This is a genomic window from Streptomyces sp. CA-179760, assembly GCF_050937045.1.
Taxonomy (GTDB): domain Bacteria; phylum Actinomycetota; class Actinomycetes; order Streptomycetales; family Streptomycetaceae; genus Streptomyces.
In genome coordinates this window covers 51582-69719 of the sequence record NZ_JBNJLZ010000001.1, presented here as the reverse complement: position 1 = coordinate 69719, position 18138 = coordinate 51582, and the positions used below count along the sequence as shown (strand labels likewise).

At 70.9% G+C, this 18138-nt stretch carries 17 protein-coding genes and 1 pseudogene; 16 read left to right on the top strand and 2 right to left on the bottom strand.

Annotated elements, in window-relative coordinates:
- The first annotated feature begins 125 nt into the window (after nucleotides 1-125).
- The 10 genes and pseudogenes from ACQEV8_RS00390 to ACQEV8_RS00345 all read left to right on the top strand — a co-directional run bounded on the left by ACQEV8_RS00390 (nucleotide 126) and on the right by ACQEV8_RS00345 (nucleotide 8763).
- Nucleotides 126-1331 carry a glycoside hydrolase family 64 protein gene (locus ACQEV8_RS00390; protein WP_432956309.1) on the top strand — a complete coding sequence of 402 codons (1206 nt, stop codon included), beginning with the start codon at nucleotides 126-128 and terminating at the stop codon, nucleotides 1329-1331.
- A 181-nt stretch (nucleotides 1332-1512) separates the two neighbouring features.
- Nucleotides 1513-2178: a hypothetical protein gene (locus ACQEV8_RS00385; protein WP_432956307.1), complete on the top strand. Its 666-nt coding sequence runs from the start codon at nucleotides 1513-1515 to the stop codon at nucleotides 2176-2178.
- A gap of 153 nt (nucleotides 2179-2331) precedes the next feature.
- Complete coding sequence (locus ACQEV8_RS00380; RefSeq protein ID WP_432956306.1) at nucleotides 2332-2949, top strand: hypothetical protein; 618 nt, start codon at nucleotides 2332-2334, stop codon at nucleotides 2947-2949.
- A gap of 191 nt (nucleotides 2950-3140) precedes the next feature.
- Nucleotides 3141-4285: pseudogene (locus ACQEV8_RS00375) on the top strand (hypothetical protein); the annotation flags it as partial.
- A 76-nt stretch (nucleotides 4286-4361) separates the two neighbouring features.
- The gene (locus tag ACQEV8_RS00370; protein ID WP_432956305.1) at nucleotides 4362-4883 is read left to right on the top strand and encodes a hypothetical protein; all 522 of its coding nucleotides are present in this window, start codon (nucleotides 4362-4364) and stop codon (nucleotides 4881-4883) included.
- A 75-nt stretch (nucleotides 4884-4958) separates the two neighbouring features.
- Nucleotides 4959-5138 (top strand): hypothetical protein, encoded by a 180-nt coding sequence (locus ACQEV8_RS00365; RefSeq protein WP_432956304.1) that lies wholly within the window; start codon nucleotides 4959-4961, stop codon nucleotides 5136-5138.
- Nucleotides 5135-5986, top strand: a complete 852-nt coding sequence (locus ACQEV8_RS00360; protein ID WP_432956302.1) for a UbiA family prenyltransferase — start codon at nucleotides 5135-5137, stop codon at nucleotides 5984-5986. Before ACQEV8_RS00365 ends, ACQEV8_RS00360 begins: the two co-directional genes overlap by 4 nt.
- A gap of 113 nt (nucleotides 5987-6099) precedes the next feature.
- Nucleotides 6100-7182 carry a type III polyketide synthase gene (locus ACQEV8_RS00355; protein WP_432956300.1) on the top strand — a complete coding sequence of 361 codons (1083 nt, stop codon included), beginning with the start codon at nucleotides 6100-6102 and terminating at the stop codon, nucleotides 7180-7182.
- Nucleotides 7179-7697 (top strand): isoprenylcysteine carboxyl methyltransferase family protein, encoded by a 519-nt coding sequence (locus tag ACQEV8_RS00350; protein ID WP_432956298.1) that lies wholly within the window; start codon nucleotides 7179-7181, stop codon nucleotides 7695-7697. Before ACQEV8_RS00355 ends, ACQEV8_RS00350 begins: the two co-directional genes overlap by 4 nt.
- Before the next feature lie 10 nt (nucleotides 7698-7707).
- Nucleotides 7708-8763: an NAD(P)/FAD-dependent oxidoreductase gene (locus ACQEV8_RS00345; protein ID WP_432956296.1), complete on the top strand. Its 1056-nt coding sequence runs from the start codon at nucleotides 7708-7710 to the stop codon at nucleotides 8761-8763.
- A 69-nt stretch (nucleotides 8764-8832) separates the two neighbouring features.
- Here ACQEV8_RS00345 and ACQEV8_RS00340 read toward each other — a convergent pair whose 3' ends face one another.
- On the bottom strand, nucleotides 8833-9255 hold the full coding sequence (locus ACQEV8_RS00340; RefSeq protein ID WP_184598941.1) for a DUF350 domain-containing protein: 423 nt from the start codon (nucleotides 9253-9255) through the stop codon (nucleotides 8833-8835).
- A gap of 123 nt (nucleotides 9256-9378) precedes the next feature.
- On the bottom strand, nucleotides 9379-11910 hold the full coding sequence (locus tag ACQEV8_RS00335) for a SpoIIE family protein phosphatase (protein ID WP_432956295.1): 2532 nt from the start codon (nucleotides 11908-11910) through the stop codon (nucleotides 9379-9381).
- Between the two features lie 206 nt (nucleotides 11911-12116).
- Here ACQEV8_RS00335 and ACQEV8_RS00330 point away from each other — a divergent pair, with 206 nt between their 5' ends.
- The 6 genes from ACQEV8_RS00330 (at nucleotide 12117) to ACQEV8_RS00305 (ending at nucleotide 18058) form a co-directional block, all read left to right on the top strand.
- The gene (locus tag ACQEV8_RS00330; RefSeq protein ID WP_432956293.1) at nucleotides 12117-12995 is read left to right on the top strand and encodes an oxygenase MpaB family protein; all 879 of its coding nucleotides are present in this window, start codon (nucleotides 12117-12119) and stop codon (nucleotides 12993-12995) included.
- Nucleotides 12996-13102: 107 nt separating this feature from the next.
- Nucleotides 13103-15064 carry a spermidine synthase gene (locus ACQEV8_RS00325; RefSeq protein ID WP_432956291.1) on the top strand — a complete coding sequence of 654 codons (1962 nt, stop codon included), beginning with the start codon at nucleotides 13103-13105 and terminating at the stop codon, nucleotides 15062-15064.
- Between the two features lie 115 nt (nucleotides 15065-15179).
- Nucleotides 15180-16544, top strand: a complete 1365-nt coding sequence (locus ACQEV8_RS00320; RefSeq protein ID WP_432956289.1) for an erythromycin esterase family protein — start codon at nucleotides 15180-15182, stop codon at nucleotides 16542-16544.
- A gap of 52 nt (nucleotides 16545-16596) precedes the next feature.
- Complete coding sequence (locus tag ACQEV8_RS00315; RefSeq protein WP_432956287.1) at nucleotides 16597-16887, top strand: hypothetical protein; 291 nt, start codon at nucleotides 16597-16599, stop codon at nucleotides 16885-16887.
- Nucleotides 16888-16931: 44 nt separating this feature from the next.
- Nucleotides 16932-17225 (top strand): hypothetical protein, encoded by a 294-nt coding sequence (locus tag ACQEV8_RS00310; protein WP_432956285.1) that lies wholly within the window; start codon nucleotides 16932-16934, stop codon nucleotides 17223-17225.
- Nucleotides 17226-17533: 308 nt separating this feature from the next.
- Nucleotides 17534-18058, top strand: coding sequence for a GtrA family protein (locus ACQEV8_RS00305; RefSeq protein WP_432956283.1), 525 nt, complete (start codon nucleotides 17534-17536; stop codon nucleotides 18056-18058).
- The last annotated feature ends 80 nt before the right edge of the window (nucleotides 18059-18138 follow it).

Sequence of the window (18138 nt, the reverse complement as noted above, 5' to 3'; positions counted from 1 at the left end):
GGCCCGGCCACCACGCGCACCAGACCGTGCGTCCCGACTCATTGACAGGTCCGTACCAACACGGGACGCTCTGAGAGCGCTCTCAGATTCTTCCCGCATCGACCCCTGTCGAACGGAGAAAGAGCATGTTACGGACCCTCAGACGCCGGGTCGCGGCCATCGGACTGTCCCTCGCGACGGTCCTCAGCGGCTCACTGCTCGCAACCGGGGCCGCCGCGCCGGCCCGGGCCGCCGTCCCGGCGACGATCCCCCTCAAGATCACCAACAACTCGGCCCGTGGCGAGCAGCTGTACATCTACAACCTCGGCACCGAGCTGTCGACCGGACGGCAGGGCTGGGCCGACGCGGGCGGCACCTTCCACCCGTGGCCGGCGGGCGGAAACCCGCCGACCCCCGCCCCGGACGCATCCATCCCGGGCCCGGCCGCGGGCCGGTCGACGACGATCCGCATGCCGAAGTTCTCCGGCCGCGTGTACTTCTCCTACGGCCAGAAACTGGTGTTCAAGCTGACCACCGGAGGCCTGGTCCAGCCCGCCGTGCAGAACCCGGCCGACCCCAACCGGAACATCCTCTTCAACTGGTCGGAATACACCCTCAACGACGCGGGCCTGTGGATCAACAGCACACAGGTCGACATGTTCTCCGCGCCCTACGCGGTGGGAGTGCAGCGAGCCGACGGAAGCACCGCGAGCACCGGCCGGCTCAAGGCCGGCGGTTACCACGGCTTCTTCAACGCCCTCAGGGGGCAGCCCGGAGGCTGGGCCAACCTGATCCAGACCCGGTCCGACGGCACCGTACTGCGCGCCCTGTCGCCGCTGTACGGACTGGAGACCGGCGCACTGCCGGCCGGCGTCATGGACGACTACATCAACCGCGTCTGGCAGAAGTACTCCACCTCGACCCTGACGGTCACGCCGTTCGCCGACCAGCCCGGCACCAAGTATTTCGGCCGGGTCTCCGGCGGCGTCATGAACTTCACCAACGGCGCCGGCGCCACCGTCACCCGCTTCGAAAAGCCGGACGCCTCCTCGGTCTTCGGCTGCCACAGGAGACTGGACGCGCCGAACGACCTGATCCGCGGTCCGATCTCACGCACCCTGTGCGCCGGCTTCAACCGCTCCACGCTGCTGGTCAACCCCAACCAGCCGGACTCCGGCGCCGACGCCTTCTACAAGGACGACGTCACCAACCATTACGCCCGCGAGATCCACGCGCAAACGGTCGACGGCAAGGCCTACGCATTCGCCTTCGACGACGTGGGTCACCACGAGTCACTCGTCCACGACGGCAGCCCACGCCAGGCCTATCTCACTCTCGACCCGTTCAACTGACGGAAAAGTTGACGGTTCAGCAATTCTGAAAATCAAATACAACTTTACTGTTCCTTGGTGTAGATGAACTGCGGTTTACGTGAGCCTCATTGACACCACGCGGTGACTGCAGGCCCTCCCACAACAGGAGGGTCTGGTCACTGTCCCCCATGCGATGGTGAGAGGCACCAACGAAATGACGATGAATCGCACCCTGCGGTACGGCGGCCGCACGCTGGCGTTGACGGCGACGGCCCTCGGGGTGATCGCGACGGCGGCCGTGCCCGCCACGGCCGAGGAACAGCCCACCGCGGAGCAGATCATGGCCGACTGCGCTTCCGGCGAGGGCAAGTGCTCCTTCAACTCCCCGGAGCTCGGCGAGGCGTACCTGGGTGAGCCGCGCCAGGTGTCCGAACTGCTCTTCAACTGCACCGACTCGCCGGCCTCCCAGTCGATGTCCTGGGCCGACACCGTCGGTTCCTCCCACTCGTTGGGAGGCTCGGTCACCGTCGGCGGAGGCATCGAAGGCATCATCACGGCCAGTGTCACCGCGACGTACAACTACACATGGCAGAGCTCGCACACGGAGACGAGTTCCTTCACCGTGAACGTGAAGCCGGGGGAAGTGGGCTGGATCTCCCGCGCCCAGGTCATGCGGCGGATATCCGGCACATGGCAGACCCACTACGACGACCCCAAGTGGGGCCACTACTACTGGTTCGTCCCCGACGTGGTCACCGGCCCCGCCCCGAACGGCACGGACGGCAAACACAGCGCGGTCGTCGTCAAGTCCCGCAAGATGACGGCCGACGAGAAGAAGCTGTGCTCCACCGGCAATACCCAGGACAAGGTCTTCACCAGGTCATGAGTGTGTCGGCGTCGCTCGGGGCCCCTGGCTCGGTCGGCCCGCCGTACGGTGCACCGGTCCCGTGAAGTACCGGGGAAATCCCTGTGGAAGCGCTGTCGGTGGAGCCGTCTATGCTGCTCCGGACGATCACGCGGGGCCAGGGGAGGGCGCGGCATGTTCGGCAAGCTGTTCGGGAGGGGTGCGGAGAGACCGGCGGCTGATCCGCACGCCCTTCCCGTTCCGCGCAGGCAGAAGAACGGCATGTACACGCCGTGGCGTCACCTGCACACCTCGGGGCGCGGCATGTCCGTCGACGACAGCGTTCAGGACGCCCGGCTCGCGGCGGGTCTGCGCCGTGATCCGCTGAACCTGGACATCCATCTGGAGTGGGTCTCGCACCTTCAGCCGCGTTGGGGCGGAGAGGCGGGCCAAGCCCTGGAGTTCGCCCGGAACGCCTTCGCCGCCGCGCCCGACGGACACCGGCTCGGCGTCGTCGTTGCCATGGCGCATATCGAGGACTGGGTGGAGTCCGACGACCGAGACTGCCTCCAGCAGCCGCGGATCCGCACCGAGTTGAGAGAGGCCGTGGAGCGCAGCATCCTGCACCACGCGTACGAGCGCCGTCCGGGCTGGCAGGGCGACTACAACATGTTCGCCATGGCCCTCTCGCTGGCGGGCAGCAGCACGGCCTCCAACGTCTTCCGCGAGCTGGACGGTGTGATCACCGAGTGGCCGTGGACCTTCATGGCGGACCCGGAGAAAGCGTACGCGCGCTTCCGCAAGGCCTTCTGAGCCACCGGCCACACCGTCCCACGCGTCTTCGGCCGGTCCCGCGGACCACCGCCCACTCCTGCCGTTCCCTTCACCCCGGACTGACCCATGCCCCTGCGCGACAACACCGCCGACCACGCCGCCACCGACCGCACCTTCCAGGTCGACCTCCGCGCGGCGGCCTTCGTCTCCGCGTCGTCGGCGTCCTCCGCGCTCTGCTGCTGCGGGTCAGCACGCACGCCATCTCCGGCGCCCTGCCCACCGCGATCTCCGAGATCGACGCACTCCTCGACCGGCTGAAGACGCAGGGCCCCGCCTGGCACCTGCCCCGCACGCTCGGACTGCGCGGCCGGCTCCAGCTCGGCCTCCAGGACGCCCAGGCCGCGCACGCGGACCTGACCGAGGGCCTGCGACGGGCCGCGGACTGGCCGGCCGACACGGTCGACACCACCCGCCTCCACGGCGATCTGGCCGAGGTGTGCATGCACCTGGGCCGCCCGGAGGAGGCACTGCGTCACCTGACACGCTCCGCCGAGCTGGACCTCCGCCGCGGCAGCCGCACGGACGCGTTCTGCGCCTACAACAACGCGGCCCAGCTCAGCCTCGACCTGGGCCGCGTCGAAGACTGCATCGCCCTCCTCGACTCCCTCCTGGCCGAACCCGGCGCCGCCGGAGAGCTGGACGACCGGCTCTTCGCCCAGCTGCGCCTCACCCGCGCCCGCGCGCTCCACGCGGGGGAGGACCTCAAGGCCGCCACCGCGGAGTTCGTCGCCCTCGCGGCCGAGTCGGCCGGCTGGGACGACGACCCGGGGAGCCACGCCATGATCGCCGCCGAGACCGCCGTACTCCTCGGTGAGTCCGGCGAGTTCAGCCGGGCCCGCGAGGCCGCCGACCAGGCACGCGCCGCCCATGCCCGGGCCCCGCGCTACGAGCAGCTCAGCAACTGCCTGCGTGAACTCGCCCGCCTCCAGGCCCAGCAGCAGGGCCCCGACGGCCTCGCCGACGCCCTCGCCCTGCTCGCCGACGCGGGCCGGATCGCCGACGAGGCCCGCGCCGCCGGGTACGAGCCACGCGGCCGCTCCCTGGACACCGCCCTGGCCTACGAGTACGGACGGGTCAACGCCTACGTCGGCGAGTACGAGGCCGCACTGGCCGCCCTGGACAAGGCCCTCGCCCTGCTCGGCGAGCCGGGACCGGAGGACGACAGTGCCGGGGAATGGGCCGAGTGCGTCCGCCTCGCGGGCGCCGTGGAAGGCATCTACCTGGAACGCCCCGCTCCCGCCTCACCGCCCTGGGCCACACCGAGGAGACCGAGCCGCTGACATCCTTGACGGCCCGACTGCGCGACGAGGAGTGACCCGGTGGGGGTGACGCCCCGCCCACGGCGGGGCGCACGCGGGCATGCCGCCGGCCGACGGCGGGCAGTCTGAAACATGTCTACGGAAGGTGGCGTTGTGCCCGGAGTCCAGGTCTGCTCGCTCAAGGTCGACACCCCTCAGCTCATCGCGCCGGGAACCACGTACAAGATCGTGCGGTTCCCCTTCGGCGCGGCGGAGCCGACGGACGCGTTCGAGATGCACCAGGCCGTCCAGCCGGACGGCTACGTGGTGAGCAACTGGGCGACAGACGACCGCAGCGGTCTGATCTGGCCGTCCAAAGCCGGCTGGGGCCATCTGCACGCGATGATCCAGTGGGAATCCGCCAGCGGCTCGGGCGGCTACACCGAACTGCGCGACCAGTACGTCCGCGACCCGCTGGGCCTGACGCCCAACCCCGACGACACCACGGCGACCGAGCACCGCACGCCGACCCCCGGAGGCCAGTACTACGTCAAGAACCACGGCATCTTCGTCGCCCCGGGCACCCCGGTCGCACTCCGCGTCACACACAACGACGCCGCCTCCCGCCTCCTGACCCTCGCCGAGTTCAAGCTCGTCATCCACGACGCCGCCTAGCGCTCCGGGCGCACCGTTCCACCGGATGCCGGACCGCCTCGTGTGAGCGGACGGGCAACGTGGGAGCGATGCTCCATGCGCATCGTGCTCACCGGGCCGACCGGACACGCCGGCTCCGCCGGACGCCGCCCCCGCGCCGAGGGCACGCACACCCTCGGCGGTCGCGCGCGGCGGCTGCCCGGCGGCCCCGGCGCATCCGACGCGGCGACCTGTCTGCCGCCGCAGGCGCCTGAATCGGCACGGCGATTCCGGTGACCGCCGATGCCGCCGACACGACCGCCCCGACCCCGGCGGGCCGCAGACCGCCCCGTACGCTCGCGCTGCTCACTGCCGCCCACGGCGGGCCCGCTCTGGCGGTCACCGTCATCACGGGCCTGCTGGCGCTCCGCGCCGGCCTGCACCCGTTCCACGCCGTCGCCGTCACGGCGGCGGTGTTCACCGGCCAGCTCACGATCGGCTGGGGCAACGACTTGCTCGACCTCGCGCGCGACCGCGCCGTGGGCCGCACCGACAAGCCGCTGGCCGTCGGCTCCCTCCCGCCCGGCCGGGTGGCACGCGCCCTGGCCGCGGCCGCCGTCGCCTCCCTCGTGCTGTCCGCACTCGTCGGCTGGCGCAGCGCGCTGGTCAACGTCGTCCTCGCCACCGGAGCGGGCCACGCCTACAACCTCGGGCTCAAGTCGACCTCATGGTCCTGGGCGCCGTACGCGTGCGGCTTCGGGACGCTGCCCTCGGTCGTCACCCTCGCAGGCCCGGCCCCGGACTGGGCGCCGTGGTGGATGACCGGTGCGGGCGCCGCGCTCGGCGTCGGAGCGCATCTGCTCAACGTGCTGCCCGACCTCGCCGACGACGAACGCACCGGTGTCCGCGGCCTTCCGCACCGGATCGGCGAACGACGCTCACGCGTCCTGGCCGCCGTGCTGCTCACCGCCGCCTCGGTGCTCGCCGTGGCCGGTCCCGCCGGATCCCCTCCAGCGTGGACCTGGATGGCCCTGGCCTTGGTGGTCGTCCTCGCGGTGCTCACGCTGTGCGCCCGCGGACGCGCTCCCTTCCGTGCCGCGGTGGCCATCGCCCTGCTCGACGTCGCACTGCTGGCGGCCGGCTGATGTCGAGCCAGACGTCGTGGCACACGTCGCGACCGCCCCGGCGGCCTCCCCCCGACCGCGTCAGCCGGGTGCCCGTCGCCCCCGACGCCCGATCCCAGGAGCCAGCATTGACCATGCGCGTCCTCAGCGTCCGCGGCACCCTGCCCGAGCACTGCCACCGGCAGGAGGAGATCACCGAGTCCCTCACCACCACGCTGGTCGGGGACACGGTCGATCGCGGCGTCGTCGAACGGTTCCACCGCAACGTGGGCGTCGAGACCCGGCACACCGTGCTCCCGCTGGAGGAGTACGGCCGGATCGAGGACTTCGGCCAGTCGAACGACTTCTTCATCCGCGCCGGCGTCGAACTCGGCGGCCGTGCGGTCGTCGACGCGCTCAAGAGCGTCGACCTCACCCCGGCCGACGTCGACTACATCGTCTCGTGCACGGTGACCGGCCTGGCCGTGCCCTCCCTGGAGGCCCGCGTCGCGGCGGAGATCGGCCTGCGCCCGGACGTGGTGCGCCTGCCCCTCGTCGGCCTCGGCTGCGTGGCCGGCGCCGCCGGCATCGCCCGCCTGCACGACCTGCTGCGCGGCCGCCCGGACGCGGTGGCGGTGCTGATGTCGGTCGAGCTGTGCTCCCTCACGCTCCAGCGCGACGACAGCACGGTCGCCAACTTCGTCGCCAGCGGCCTGTTCGGGGACGGCGCCGCGGCCGTCGTCGCCGTCGGACACGAGCACCCTCTCGCACAGACCGACGACCCCGCCGCCCCCGAAGTGCTCGCCTCGCGCAGCCGTCTCTACCCCGACTCGGAACGCATGATGGGCTGGGAGATCGGCTCCGGCGGCTTCAGAGTCGTGCTCGACTCCGCGGTCCCCGACCTGGTGCGCCGATACATCGGCGACGACGTCCGCGGCTTCCTCGCCGATCACGGCCTGACCCGCGGCGATCTCGGCTGGTACGTCGCGCACCCTGGCGGTCCCAAGGTCCTCGAGGCACTGCAGGACGCCCTCGGCGTCACGCGGGACGCATTGAGCGTGACCTGGGACTCGCTGCGCCGGATCGGCAATCTGTCCTCCTCCTCGGTGCTGCACGTCTTGGCGGACACACTCTCCGACCGGCCGCCCCTGCCCGGCTCCTACGGGCTCATGCTCGCCATGGGCCCAGGCTTCTGCTCCGAACTCGTGCTCCTGCGCGCCCCGGGCGGTGGGCGGTGACCGGCGAGATCCTGTTCACGATCCTGGTACTTGCCGTGGGCCTGGAGCGGGTGGCCGAACTGGCCGTCTCCCGCCGCAACGCCGCGTGGAGCCTCGAGCGGGGAGGCGTGGAGTCCGGCCGGGGCCACTACCCGTTCATGGTGGTGCTGCACACGGGCCTGCTCGTCGGTGCGCTCGTGGAGGTGTGGCTCCGCCGGCCGGACGTCGTACCGGTCCTGGCCTGGGCCATGCTCGCCCTCGTCGCGATCTCGCAGGGGCTGCGCTGGTGGTGCGTCACCACCCTGGGCCGGCAGTGGAACACCCGGGTGATCGTCGTACCGGGCGCCGTGCGAGTGACCGGCGGACCCTACCGCTGGATCCCGCACCCGAACTATGTCGCCGTCGCCGTCGAAGGACTCGCGCTGCCCCTCGTACACGCGGCCTGGGCCACGGCGATCGTCTTCACCGCGCTGAACGGAACCCTGCTCGCCACCCGCATCCGTGCCGAGGACGCCGCCCTCGCACGGCTGGCCTGAGGAGGCACCCATGGATCTGCTCGTCGTCGGTGGCGGACCCGCGGGCCTGGCCACAGCCCTGCACGCGGCCCGGGCAGGGCTCGACGTCCGCGTCTGGGAGCAGCGCGCCGGCATCGTCGACAAGGCGTGCGGCGAGGGCCTGATGCCGGGCGCCGTCGCCGCCCTGGCGGCACTGGACGTACACCCGCCGGGGCGCGACCTGCGAGGAATCCGCTACGTCGCAGGGCCCCGCCGGGTCGACGCCGACTTCACCTCCGGTCCGGGGCGCGGAGTACGCCGCACCACGCTGCACGCGCTGCTGCGCGAGGCGGTACTGGCGGCGGGCGTACGCGTCGATCAGCGCACCGCACGCCATGTCGAGCAGGACCGGGACGGGGTGCTGGTCGACGGAACCCGCGTAGGCCACCTCGTGGCGGCCGACGGCCTGCACTCGCCGATCCGCCGCGCCCTCGGACTCGACCGGCCGCACCGGGCCCGCCGGCGGCACGGGCTGCGGCGCCACTACACGCTCGCCCCCTGGAGCGACCACGTCGAGGTGTACTGGTCCCGCGAAGCCGAGGCCTACGTGACCCCGGTGGCCGACGACCTCGTGGGCGTCGCGGTCCTCACCACCGCCCACCGCCCCTACGACGGCCACCTCGCCGCCTTCCCCGAGCTGAGGAAGCGACTGGCCGGGGCCGGCGCCGCCGGACCGGTACGGGGCGCCGGCCCCTTCCGCCAGACCGCGAGCGCCCGCACCGCCGGCCGGGTGCTGCTCGTGGGCGACGCCGCCGGCTACGTCGACGCCCTGACCGGTGAGGGCATCGCCCTGGCACTCGCGCAGGCGTCCGCCGCGGTCCGGGCCATCACCCATGGGGACCTCACGGCCTACGAGGGGGAGTGGCGGCAGCTCACCCGGCGCTACCGCTGGCTGACGCACGCGCTCCTCGGCGCGACGCGACCGCTTCCGGCCCGCGCGGCGCTGGTGCCCGTCGCGCAACGCCTGCCGTGGCTGTTCTCCGCGGCCGTCGGCGTGCTGGCACGGCCGGCGGGGGAGCGGGCCGGGTCCGGCCGGCCGACCGGATAGCGGCCGGCCCCCTGCGGGACGCTCCAGGTCCGGCAGGGGGCCGACAGACCGCTCGTCGGGAGATGGGCGTCAGGCGATGGACGCCGACAGGATGGCCGACACGGCGAGATTGCAGGACGCCGTCACCCAGACCGCGGGGTGCGGCTCCGGCTCGACCAGCGCCGCGCCCAGGCGCCCCGGGGTGATCAGGTCCACCACCAGGAACGCCACGGCCATCATCACCAGACCCAGCAGCCCGAACGCGGCGGTCGAGACCAGCCCCTTGCCGAAGTCCTCGTACGTCGTCCAGATGGACGTGAACACGATGCCACCGATTCCGAGCAGCGCGGAGCTGAGCACCATCGCGGCGTTGCGGTTGCGCTGCTCCCAGATCTGCCGGCCCAGTTTTCCGGGCGTGAGCACGTCGACCAGGACGATGCCGAGGACCAGCAGCACCAGTCCCAGTCCGCCGTAAGCGGTGGCCCTGCCAAGTCCGTTGACGATGTCGCTCATGGGTGGGCGGCTCCGTAGCGTGAGAGATCGTGAATGATCGCGGTCAAGGAACAGCAAAATGTAACGCACCTGTTCGGCGCCCCGACCGGCCCCCCTGGCCCGATGCACCAGCCCATGGCGCCGTCACACCGCGGGCAGCGTCTGCTCGCACCAGATGGTCTTGCCCTTGGTCGTCTGCCGGGTGCCCCAGCCCTGGGTGAGCTGGGCGACGAGGAGCAGCCCGCGCCCGCCCTCGTCGAAGGCCCGGGCGCGCCGGAGATGCGGCGCGGTGCTGCTGGTGTCGGACACCTCGCAGATCAGCGTGTGATCCCGGATGAGCCGGAGCCGGATCGGCGGTTGCCCGTAACGGATGGCGTTGGTGACCAGCTCGCTCACCACCAGCTCGATGACGAACGTCGCTTCCGTCAGCCCCCAGGCGTCGAGCTGCTCGACGACCAGCTTGCGAGCGCGCTCGACCTGGACCGGCTCCGCCGGGATCTGCCACGTCGCGACATGGTCCGCCGGCAGAGCGCGGGTACGGGCCAGCAGCAGCGCCACGTCGTCGGTCGCCCGGTCGGTGAGCAGGGAACCGATCAGGGTGTCACAGGCTTCCTCCAGAGACTCCGCGGGCTGCGCCAGGGCACGGCACAACTCGGCCAGCCCGACGTCGATGTCCCGGTGACGCGCCTCCACGAGGCCGTCCGTGTACAGGGCGAGCACGCTCCCGGCGTCCAGTTCCAGATCGGTTGCCTCGAAGGGGAGGCCACCGACCCCCAGCGGGGGCCCGACATGACCGGAGACGAGGTGCGCCGTGCCGTCGGGAGCCAGGACAGCGGGCATCGGGTGCCCGGCCGTGGCCAGCGTGCACCGGCGGGAGACCGGGTCGTACACCGCGTACAGGCAGGTGGCGCCGAGGTCCGCCGAGGAGAACCAGAAGTCGTCCTCCCCTTCGTCGTCTCCGGGCCCGCCGGGCACGGGCTCGCCCTCGGAGAGGTGCAGGATGAGGTCGTCGAGGTGGGTGAGCAGCTCGTCCGGCGGCAGATCGACATCGGCCAGCGTGCGCACGGCGGTGCGCAGCCGGCCCATGGCCGCGGAGGCCTGCAGGCCGTGTCCGACGACGTCCCCGACGACCAGGGCGACCCGCCTGCCCGACAGCGGGATCACGTCGTACCAGTCACCACCGACCCCGGTCCGCGTCCAGGCGGGCAGGTAGCGGGAGGCCACCTCCACGGCCGTCTGATAGGGCACACGCTGCGGCAGCAGGTGACGCTGCAGCGCCAGCGCGGTGGACCGCTCCCGGGTGAAGCGGCGCGCGTTGTCGACGGCGACCGCCGCCTTGGCGGCCAGCTCCTCGGCGAAGGCGACATCGTCGGGCCCGAACGGATCGGGCCGGCTGCGCCAGAAGTCCACCGTGCCCAGCGTCACCCCTCTGGCCTGCAGCGGTGTCCCGATCCGGGAGTGGATGCCGTACGCGAGGACACGCGCCGCCGCCTCCGGCTGCTCCGACGCCCACTCGGTGCTGTCCCGCAGGTCCGCGTCGAGCCTGGCCCCGCCGGAAAGCGGCGCCCGCGCCTCGGGCGGGGGCGAGCCCAGGTCCGGCAGGTCCGCCGGACCCGCCAAGGGGGCATCGTCCCGGACCCCGTCCGCGGCCACCCGGCGCAACCGTGTACCGGCTCCGGCGGCCGGCTCGTCGCCGCGCAGGACCGGTTCCAGCAGGTCGACGGTGGCGAAGTCGGCGAACCCCGGAACCGCCACCCGCGCCAACTCGCGTGCCGTCTGCGCCACATCCAGCCCGGTGCCCACCGACACACTCGCCCCGTAGAGCAGCTCCAGCCGCTTGTACAGGAACTCCAGACGCTCGCGCGCTTCCTCGGTCCGCGCGCGGCTGTCCTGCAAGGATTCCGCCATGGTGTTGAAGGACGCTGCCAGTGCGGCGACCTCCTCCACCCTGCTGGAGGGCACCCGTACCTCCAGGTCGCCCTTCGCCAGCCGCCCGGCCGCCGCGGCCGCGCGCCGCAGCGGCCGCGCGATGGCCCGGTGCTGGAACACGGTGAGCGTGACGATCAGCCCGGTCAGCCCCGCGAGCCCGGCGCACGCCACGACCACCGCCCGCTGGGCGCTGGAGTCCGTGGCGTCCTGACGAACCTGGAGTTTGGCCCGCTCATCGGTGATGTACGTGGTGAACCGGGCCCGAAGCGCGTCCACCCGCGCCTTGCCCTCAGCCGTCACCGCCGGACTCGAGGCCGAGGGGTCGTCCCGCCGGACCGCCTCGACCAGCGGTACCGAGTAGTCCGTGAGGAAGGAGCCGATGCCCCTGTTGATCTCTCCCGCGAGACGGCGCTGCTGCGGCGAGGTCGCCGACGCCAGAAACCGCCCGGCCTCGGCAGGATAGCTGTCCCGCGCCGCTTGCCAGGGCTGAAGGAAGGCCTCGTCCCGGGTGATGACGAAGCCACGCTGGCCGGTCTCCAGGTCGATCAGATGCTGTTCCAGGACGCCGGCGTCGGTGATGGCCTCGCGAGAGGACCGAGCGTCGGCAGTGAAGCCGCGAGAGTCACCGATGACCTGCAGCAGGACGGCGAACGCGACCCCGATCAGCACCGCCAGGAAGCCGCTCGCCAGGACCGAGGTGCTCGTCAGCCCCAGTCGTCCGTTCCCACCCCCGGGCCATGTCCTCATGATCCGCCCACCTAGGTCGTCCGACCGCCGGCGGTGGACGCACAGGTTCCGTGCAAACGTTCGTCGAGCAGTGTCCAGGCTAGTGGAGCCGGTCACCCACCGCACCCGGCTGCCGCGCCCGCAAGGGGCCTCCAAACGGTGAATCGGGGCAGAAGAAGTCATGGGGGAACTGATCCATCCGTCGCCCTGCTGCTGAGGAGGACGCGATGCCGAGGAGACTCCTCCCGGAAGGCGGGCTTTCGCTGCGTGACCGGCTCGGCAGGGAGATCTTCTCCCGCGTGGCTGGTCCGGAGGGCCCGGACAACCGCGCCCGCATTCACGGCACACCCGGCCCCCGCTGGTTCGGCCCCGAGCGGCCCGTCAGGAGGGTGCACGGGGACGCCTCGATGTTCATCGGCGGTCTGTCGGCCCTGCTGCTCCAGTCGCTCCATCCCCTGGCCATGGCCGCCGTGGCCGCGCACTCGGGCTTCCGCGGCGATCCGTGGGGACGCCTGCAGCGGACCAGCACCTTCCTGGCCGTGACCACCTACGGACCTGCCCGCAGCGCGCAGGAGGCCTGTGACCGCGTACGAGCCGTCCACGAGACAGTGCGCGGCACGACCACCGACGGCCGGCCCTACTCCGCCTCGGACCCGCACCTGCTGTGCTGGGTGCACATCGCCGAGGTCGACAGCTTCCTGCGCGCCCACCAGCGCTACGGCGCGCACCCCCTCGACGACGAGGGACGTGATGCCTACGTCGCCGACATGGCACGCATCGCCACAGCGCTCGGCGTCCCGGACCCACCGGTGAACGCCGCCGAACTCGCCGCCCGCCTGGCCGCCTACCGCGGCGAGCTGCGCGCCACCGATGAGGCGCGCAGCTCGGCCCGCTTCCTGCTGCTGAACCCGCCCGTCCCGCTCCTCGCCCGCATCCCGTACGGCGTCATCGCCGCCAACGCCGTCTCCCTGCTGCCGCTCTGGGCCTCGCGAGACTTGCGGCTGCCCCGGCTCCCCCTCGCCGAGGGCCCGTGCGTCCGCCCGCTCGGCACGGCCGTGACCGCGGGCATCCGCTGGGCCATGACACCGCCCCGCGACGCGGCCTAGCGCTCACCGGCAAGGCACCTCGACTCGTCGCTCCGAAGCTGGCACTGTGCATGCGTATGAAGCGGGCCGAAACCGGGCAAACCGAAAGCTCGGTGCGCTTGAGACTCATGCTGGCCAGCAGCACCATGCTCTTCGTCGAGCTGGCACTGATCAGATGGGCGGGCGCCAACGTCGTCCACCTCAGCTACTTCTCGAACTTCATCCTGCTGGGGTCGTTCCTCGGTATCGGCATCGGGTTCCTGATCCCCGCCGAGCGCGGACACTGGCTCAAACGCTGGACACCGGTCCCGCTCGTGCTTCTCGTCGTCCTGGTCCGCGAGTTCCCCGTGCAGGTGCGTCAGAGCAGCGGCCAGGTCATCTACTTCACCGCCGTGAAGACCACCGGCCTGCCCGAGTGGGTGACCCTGCCGGTCATCTTCCTGCTGACCGCGGTGATCATGGCAGGCATCGGCAAGATCACCGCCGACCTCTTCCGCCGGCTTCCCTCACTCGACGCCTACCGCTACGACCTGCTCGGCAGCCTCACCGGCTCGGTGTCCTTCGCCGTACTGTCCTGGCTCCGCGCCCCCTCGGTCGTCTGGGGCGTACTCGCCGCCGTTGCCCTGCTGATCCTCGGCGGCCGGCGCAACACACTGCTCTACGGCGTCCCCTTGACGGCGATGGTCGTCGTGCTGTTCCTGGAGTCGACGACGACCGGCATCACCTGGTCGCCCTACTACAAGATCCAGCTCGAACCCTCACCGACCACGACCCGGACCTTCTACATCTCCGCCAACGGCGTCCCGCACCAGAGCACCGCGCCACTCCCGGTGCTGATGCGCGAGAACTCGCCCTACCGAGAGGCCTACGAACAGACGCCCCGCAACCCCCACAAGCGCGTGCTGGTCATCGGGGCCGGCAACGGAAACGACGTCGCGGTCGCACTGGCATACGGAGCGGAGCACATGGACGCGGTCGAGATCGACCCCCGACTGCAGCAGATCGGCGCCCAACTGCACCCCGCGAAGCCCTACGACGACCCCAGGGTGCACGTCCACATCGACGACGGCCGCGCCTTTCTCGAACAGACGGACACCAAGTACGACCTCATCGTCCTGGCCCTGCCGGACTCGCTGACGCTGGTGGCCGGTGCGAGCAATCTGCGCCTGGAGAGCTACCTCTTCACCCGGGAGGCGTTCGAAGCCGCGCGCGACCATCTCACCCCGAACGGCGCGTTCGCCATGTACAACTACTACCGGAAAGGCTGGCTGGTCGACCGCTTCGCCGGCACCCTCGACGACGTCTACGGCCACCCCCCTTGCGTGACGACGTTCAAGCGCAACGCGGCCGTGCTGGTGGCCGGAATGACCCCCGCAGACCAGTCCTGCGACCAGACCTGGCGCCCCAGCGGCACGGTCCCGGCGGCCGCGACCGACGACCACCCCTTCCCCTACCTGCTCCACCGCGGCATCCCCACCCTCTACCTGGGCGCGCTCGGCACCATGCTGCTGGTCACGCTCCTGTCGGTGCGCCTGGCCGGGGTACGCGTCAAGAACACCGTCCGCTACACCGACATGTTCCTGCTGGGCGCGGCCTTCATGCTGCTCGAAACCAAGAACGTCATCGGTTTCGCGCTCTACTTCGGCACCACCTGGCTGGTCAACGCCCTCGTCTTCATCGGCGTACTCCTGGCGGTCCTGGCGGCGGTCGAAGTCCGGCGCAAACTACGGCACGTCAACCAGATCCTGCTGCAGCTTCTCCTCTTCAGCTCCCTCGCGGCAGCCTGGCTGGTCCCGGCGGAAGCCGTCCTGTCCCTGCCGTTCCCCGCCCGCCTCGCCTCAGCCATCGCGCTGGCCTTCGCCCCCATCTTCTGCGCCAACCTCATCTTCTCGGACCGCCTGGCCCTCGCCCCGGACCCGACCTCGGCCTTCGGTGCGAACCTCCTGGGCGCCCTGACCGGAGGCGCCCTGGAGTACCTGGCCCTGGTGACGGGCTACCAGACACTCCTGCTGGTCGTAGCGGTGCTGTACCTGGGCGCCGGCGTCGCCATGCGCTTGGCCGGCAGCGGCACGGCCGCTGCCACGACCTGAGGCCTCTTCTCCGTCGAGGCGCGGAGAACCCCCGTCACGGCCGGTGGTTCTCCGCACCCCGGATGCGGAGGACCACCGGATGGGCGACACCGCTCCAGAACGAGAGCCTGGGATCATGAAACCCCTTCGGTCCGGACTCGTCCTCACTCTGCTCGCCGGCCTCACAAGCACGGCGCTGACGCTGCCGCACACAGCCTCCGCCACGACAACCACGACGACTGCGACCTCCACGGAGGGCACCGTCTCCATGGAGGGCACCGTCGTGGCCGCCCTCGACCGCGCCGCTCACCCCTTACGCACTGTTGAGCCCGGCGGTGACACCCGCGACCTGCGTGCCCTCACCCGCATGATCGGCCGCGCGAAGGTCGTCGGCGTCGGCGAGGCCACGCACAGTTCGCACGACTTCTTCGCCATGAAGCACCGCCTCTTCCGCCACCTCGTCGAGGAGAAGGGCTTCAGGACCTTCGCACTGGAGGCCGGCTGGAGCACCGGCCTGCGCCTCGACGACTACGTCCTCTACGGGAAGGGGGACCCGCGCCGCATCATGCGGGAGGAGTTCCAGGGCACCTACCTCTGGTGGAACAACACCGACTACCTGGCGCTCGTCGAGTGGATGCGGACCCACAACCGGCAGCACCCGAACGACCCCGTCCGCTTCATGGGCGACGACCTCGGCTGGGCCGGACCGGAGCTCTACGACAAGGTCACCGACTACGTGGCACGCGCCCACCCCGACCTCCAGGCCCGTTTCACCGAGCTGTATCGCGGCCTGCGGCCCACCGTGCCGCTCGACGCGTACATGGAGCAGTACACGACTCGGCCCCTCGCCGAGCGCCGGGAGATGGCCACCCGCACCGGCAAGGTCCTGGACCTGCTGCGACAGCGGTCCCCGAGGGGAACGGCGGGCGACTGGGTGCTGCAGCACGCGACGGTGATCGACCAGGTCGCGCGCTTCTACGCCTACGACGACGAGACCCAGCACGCGGCAGCCATGCGCTACCGCGACCAGGCCATGGCGGACAACACGGCCTGGTGGCAGCGGCACACGGGCACCAAGGTCCTGCTGTCCGCGCACAACGCCCACATCGGCTTCGAAACCCCTGACGCGGCCAACTACCCCAGAATGCAGGGGGCGTTCCTGCGCGACCGCCTGGGGGAGGCGTACGTGAGCGTGGGCTTCACCTTCGACCGGGGCTCGTTCAATTCCACCGGGCCGGACGGCAAGGTCCGCCGTTTCACCGTCGCTGCGGCCGGAGCCGACCTGAACGAGCACACGCTCGACGGCGTAGGCCTCCGGGACTACGCCGTCGACCTGCGGACGGTGCCACGACCCGCCCGCGACTGGCTGGACCGGGCCCGTCCGACCCGCAGCATCGGCACGATCTACCCCGAGCCGTCCTACGACATAGCCCTGGCCCGCACCCACGACATCCTCATCCACCTGCACCGGGTCAAGGCGGCGCGACTGCGGGACCGGTGAGTCGTCCCCGCGAGCCGGGACAGTTCATTCAGTCGAGCAGTTCGCCCGCTGGATGGAGGGAACGTTCGACGAGCCGGGATTCGTCGTCCCGTCCCTCACCGGGACGGAATTCGCCAGGGCTGCGGCCCTGACATCCATTCATCCGCAGTGCCGGATGCGGCGGAACCGGCGCAGACAACTGGTCGACGACGGCGAGAAGGGCTGGCAGATCGGCGACCGCTCCACCACCGACGAGACCCGCTCCACCACCATCGAATACGACCCCGACACGGTCTACGAACCCAGCGTGTACTCCAACTACCTGACCACCCGTCTCTACTGCACCCAGCGCGACAGGACCTGAGTGAACAAAGTGATGGGGGCACGCATCGGGGTACCTGCGTCGCCATGGCACCGGAAACTGATCACGCCGAATCCGTACGAGCCCTGCGGCAGCTGCGCAGGATCCGCACCTTCTACGCCGGGGGCGCCGCCTTGTGGGCCGCCTCGGCTGCATCGGCGGGATGGGCAGCACCTGGAAGCCGGCAGATGTGGGTATCGGCGGTGTTCCTGGGCATCTTTACCGCCCTGCTGTTCGTGACGTCGCTATGGCTGTGGCGCCGGCAGGCAGCCGATCCGGGCGAGCCCGCGCATCATGCCGCTCCGCGAAAGATGGCCCGGCGCCGCCACGCCAATGCCTAGTGGTGCATCGACACCAACCACGACTGTCCCGAGCCGGATGGAGTCCGGTCGCGTGGTGCTTGTGTGAGGGCCTAGCGTTCACCTCCATTTCATTGCAACGATAGAGCTCTGACCGTTGCAATGAAATAGAGCCATTGCAACGATTTGATCCCTCATGCTGTGCAAATAGCGGCTAGCCGCATCATTAGAGTTGCCCAATCCATGAATGCAACGTAGCGTTTCTGTCGTGAGAAACCTCGTCGAGGCGGAAGGGTTCGCAGGGCGAGGGGCACGTGGTTCGGGGAGTGGGCGATCAAGGGGGCTGGGGTATGGCACGGCAGGGTCGACAACACGCGGCGGCACCCGGCACCTTCGCTGCCTTCGCTCGCTTCGTGGTCTGCGGCGGCGGAGTGGGGCTTGCCTCCAGCTTCGCCGTGGTGGCGCTCGCCTCCTTCATTCCGTGGGTTCTGGCCAACGCCCTCATCACCGCGGTTTCCACGCTCATCGCAACCGAGTTGCACGCCCGCTTCACCTTCGGCGCCGACGGGCGCGCGACGTGGCGTCAGCATGCGCAGTCGGCCGGGTCCGCGGCGGCCGCGTATGCGGTGACCTGCATGGCGATGCTCGGCCTGCACCACTGGACGGCGGCACCCGGTGCGGTGCTCGAGCAGGTTGTCTATCTCTCCGCCTGTGCCCTCGCCGGCGTCGCGCGGTTCGCGGCGCTCCGCTTCCTAGTCTTCGCGCGGACCCACTCACCACTCGCGAACGCTGCCCGCACCCCCCGTCCCGTGCCCGCGACCGTGGCCCGCGCCATGGCTCCGGCCGCCCCGGCGGCGCTCTGCCGGACCGCCTGACCTCCCGGATCTGGCTCTGAAGGGTGACGCACGGGCCAACCAGGCCACCAGAGCAAGGACCGTCCTGCCGCAAAATCCGT